This is a genomic window from Kitasatospora sp. NRRL B-11411 (genome assembly GCF_000721345.1).
Classification (GTDB): Bacteria; Actinomycetota; Actinomycetes; order Streptomycetales; family Streptomycetaceae; genus Kitasatospora; species Kitasatospora cineracea.
In genome coordinates this window covers 1-3749 of sequence record NZ_JOGH01000241.1, presented here as the reverse complement: position 1 = coordinate 3749, position 3749 = coordinate 1, and the positions used below count along the sequence as shown (strand labels likewise).

Here is a 3749-nt window from a genome sequence, read left to right as displayed (position 1 = left end):
GGCGACCTCGACCAGCACCAGGTCCAACCCCGCAGTCACCCGCTCCAGTTCAACATCGACTCCGGGGAACAGCACATCTTCGATCGAGTAGAGAGCCACCTGAAGGTCATCCCGCAGCGAAACGATCCTGCATTCACGCCGATGACCTGGCCTTTCACGAAAATCCGGCCAGAGCCGCGGAATTCCTCTGAATGGGAAGGCGGCCCGGCCGAACTTCGGTCGGCGGGGCCCGAGGATGGACGGCGGATCAGGTGCCCTGGTCAGGGGAACCCGTCGGCGGGGGGGTGCGGCGGACAGTTCACCGGCCGGGCGGCCGCGGGGCCGGCTGGTCGGCAGGGCGACGATGGCGATCGGCTGGTCGTGGTGCGGGCGGTTGCGGGTCGCCGCGGCTCCAGGACGTCGCGGATCGGCGGTCGGCTCCGGGGCTTGGTCGAGGGCGAAAGCGGTGCCGGCGGCTCCGACCGGGCCGAGACGGGCGCCGGGTCGGTGGCCGGTCCCCGGTGCGGGGGTTGCGCCGGGTCGCAGAGCGGGGGCCTGGTCGCGTCGGCGGTCGCGTTCGCGCTCGCGTCCGGTGCCTTGGTCGACGTCTTCGGCGGCCAGGTCCGGGGGCCGGGTTCCTCGGACGGCTCCCTGCGCAGCGTCCGTCGCCACCGGCAGTTCGTCGGCGGCGGCCGGTGCTCACCTGCGCGGCCGACGAGCGGATGCCCGCGTCGCCGGGCCTCGCAGGGAGTCGGGCTGGGCCGACGTGTCATGGCGTCTCGCTCCGGGGGCGGCTGGTGGCGTCCTGTCGCACGCGGGCCCGGTAGCGTAGCGGCGACTCTCCGACGACCCGTTTGAACGCCGTGCTGAAGGCGCTCTCCGATCCGTAGCCCAACTCCTCGGCGAGGGCCGCGACGCGGGCGTCACCGTCCCGGAGTGCGCGCTGGGCGAGCAGCATGCGCCACCGGCCCAGGTAGGTCAGCGGTGGTACGCCGGCTGCCTCCCGGAACCGCTCGGCGAAGGTCGTCCGGGACATGGTGGCGGCTCTCGCCAACTCCTCGAGCCCCCAGGGGCGGCCGGGGCGGTCGTGCAGCAGGTCGAGGGCGGGGCGCAGGCGTTCGTCGACGAGCAGCCGCAGCCAGCCGGACGGCAGTGTGCACTGGTCGACGTAGGAGCGCAGCAGTTCCAGGAGGAAGAGCTGACCGTACTGCCGGATCGCGATGGCCGAGCCGGGCCGCTGGGCGGTGGCCTCGTCGAACAGGCGCAGCAGGACGGTGAGGAGGCGGTCGTCGCCACTGGTCGGCCTGATGTGGGCCAGTGGCGGCAGTGATTCGAGGAGGAGCGTTCTTCCGGCCTCGTTCAGGCTGATGCAGCCGCCGATGACGATGTCGTCGGCGTCGCGGTCGGAGCGGGTGAAGCGGTCGGTGGAGAAGTCGGATTCCGGCTGCACTTCCTGGCGGGGTTCCGCGCCGGCCTCGAACGCGACCCAGGAGCGGCCGGTGAGGATCGCCACGTCGCCCGCCACGAGGTCGACCGGTTCGTCGATCCCGTCGGTGGTCAGGCGGGCCCGGCCGCTGACGAGCGCGAAGAACTTGACCGGGTCGGAGAGCGGTCCGCGGCCCCACCATCCGCCGCGGGCCGCGATGCCGCCGGTGAGGACGCCGCGGACCTCGACCAGGTCGAGTGCTTCGGAGAGCCGATCAGGGGTCATGACCGTACTCTCGCGCAAAAAAACGGGACTCACAAGTATTCATCGTCCGGTCTCTCCCGGGCAGGCTGGTAGCAGCACCCCGCCAACGGATTCCAGGAGAGAACATGCGTTACCGCGGCCTCGGCAAGACCGGGATCAAGGTGAGCCCCTACGCTCTGGGCGCCATGATGTTCGGCGCCATTGGCAACCCCGACCACGACGACTGCGTCCGCATCATCCACCGGGCCCTGGACGCCGGCATCAACCTCATCGACACGGCCGACATGTACGCGCGCGGCGAGTCGGAGGAGATCGTGGGCCGCGCCCTGAAGGGCCGCCGGGCCGACGTCGTGCTCGCGACGAAGGCCGGGAACCCGATGGGCGACGAGCCCAACCACCAGGGCGCGTCCCGGCGCTGGCTGGTGCGCGCGCTGGAGGACTCGCTGCGCCGCCTCGACACCGACTACGTCGACGTCTACCAGATCCACCGCCCGGACCCCGGCACCGACATCGAGGAGACGCTCGGGACTCTCACCGACCTGCAGCGGGCCGGCAAGATCCGCACCTTCGGCACCTCGGCCATGCCGGCCTCCGAACTCGTGCGCGCCCACTGGGTCGCCGAGCGACGCGGCCTCGCCCGACCGCGCACCGAGCAACCCGTGTACTCGATCCTCAACCGGGGCATCGAGCGCGAAGTACTCCCGGTGGCACAGGAGTTCGGCATGGGCACCCTGGTCTGGTCGCCGCTCGGCGGCGGGCTGCTGACCGGGCGCTACCGCAAGGGCCGGCAGCCCTCGACCCACCGTTCGCAGTACGGCTTCCAGCACCTCAAGGATGACCGGCGGCTCGACGTCGTCGAACGGCTCGTCCCGCTCGCCGAAGAGGCGGGCATGCCGCTGACCCATCTGGCCATGGGCTTCGTGCTCGCCCACCCCGGCGTCACGTCCGCGCTTCTCGGACCGCGGACGATGGCGCACCTGGACGACCTGCTCGCGGGCGCCGAGGTCACCCTCTCGGACGACGTCCTGGACCGGATCGACGCCATCGTGCCGCCCGGCACGGACACGGGCACGCTCGACATGGCCTACCAGCCGCCGGCCGTCCGTCAGCCGGAGCTGAGGCGTCGGCCGCCCGTCGAACGCGCAGCGGCGTAACGACAGCGCGCCGGCACTGCGCGGTGCGGGCAGCGCGGTGCGGGCAGCGCCCGCCGGAGGGGCCCGTCTTACTTACGACGGCCGCTCCGGTGCCGCGTCAGTCAACGTTTGCCCTGTTGACGACCTCACGTAGGTGTTGGTCTGCGGCGTGCTTGTTCCACCGGATGATGCAGCGGCGGATCGTGCCGCCCTGGGCCTGGGCCCGCCCCCGCTGCGACAGCTCGACCCCGCCGCGCTCGGCGGCCGGGTCCTGCGGGACCGTTCGACATCCCGCGGACGCCGCTGCCCGTCAGGGGCGTTGGAACCAGCGGCGCTTCGGCTTCGGGGCAGCGGGCAGGGCGGCGGGCGCGGGCGTTTCGAGCGGGCCGGGCCGGGAGTCGTGACGCACCGCGGGCAGGCCGCGGCGGTCCAGGCCGGCGATGGTCTCCGCGTGCGCGACGGGGTGCAGCGGGACGACGGCGACCTTCGGGTAGGCCAGGTGGCGCAGCGCCTGCTCGTCGAGCAGCGCCCGCAGCAGGTGGTTGGCGACGAGGCCGGGCGGGTCCTCGTCCACGGCGACGTGCAGCAGCAGTTGGGGATCCGGGGAATCCGGCCAGCGGGCCAGGGACAGCCAGGCGGTGCGGACCGTCGGGAAGCCGCTCACCTGCCGGGCCAGGGCCTCCAGCAGGGCCGTCGCGTCGGGCCCGGTCGGCGGGTCGAGCAGCAGGCGCTCGCCGCGGAAGTCCCGGGCCCAGGCGTCCAGCAGTGCTCGGGGCAGTGTCCACTCGCCCTGCGGGGAGCGGAGCACCAGCCGCACGGCCCCGCTGCCTTCCAACAGGCTCATCAGTTGGGCCGCGTCGTAGTACGCCGCGCCGACGGCTCCCGGGAGGTCCCGGCCGAGCCGGGGGTCGGCGAAGCCGAGCACCACTCGCCCGCCCTCCGGGTCG

At 72.9% G+C, this 3749-nt stretch carries 3 protein-coding genes; 1 reads left to right on the top strand and 2 read right to left on the bottom strand.

Features of this window, described 5'->3' with window-relative positions; all coding sequences use genetic code 11:
• Nucleotides 1-748 precede the first annotated feature (748 nt).
• Entirely contained in the window at nt 749-1690 is a 942-nt protein-coding gene (locus IH44_RS0139460; protein WP_035958225.1) for an AraC family transcriptional regulator, read from the bottom strand.
• Between the two features lie 104 nt (nt 1691-1794).
• Between IH44_RS0139460 and IH44_RS0139455 the strand changes: the two genes are divergently transcribed.
• Entirely contained in the window at nt 1795-2823 is a 1029-nt protein-coding gene (locus IH44_RS0139455; RefSeq protein ID WP_030464682.1) for an aldo/keto reductase, read from the top strand.
• A 289-nt stretch (nt 2824-3112) separates the two neighbouring features.
• On the opposite strand, the gene IH44_RS0139450 is transcribed toward IH44_RS0139455, so the two are convergent.
• A partial coding sequence (locus tag IH44_RS0139450; RefSeq protein WP_157852628.1) for an enhanced serine sensitivity protein SseB C-terminal domain-containing protein occupies nt 3113-3749 on the bottom strand: 637 nt, incomplete at its 5' end.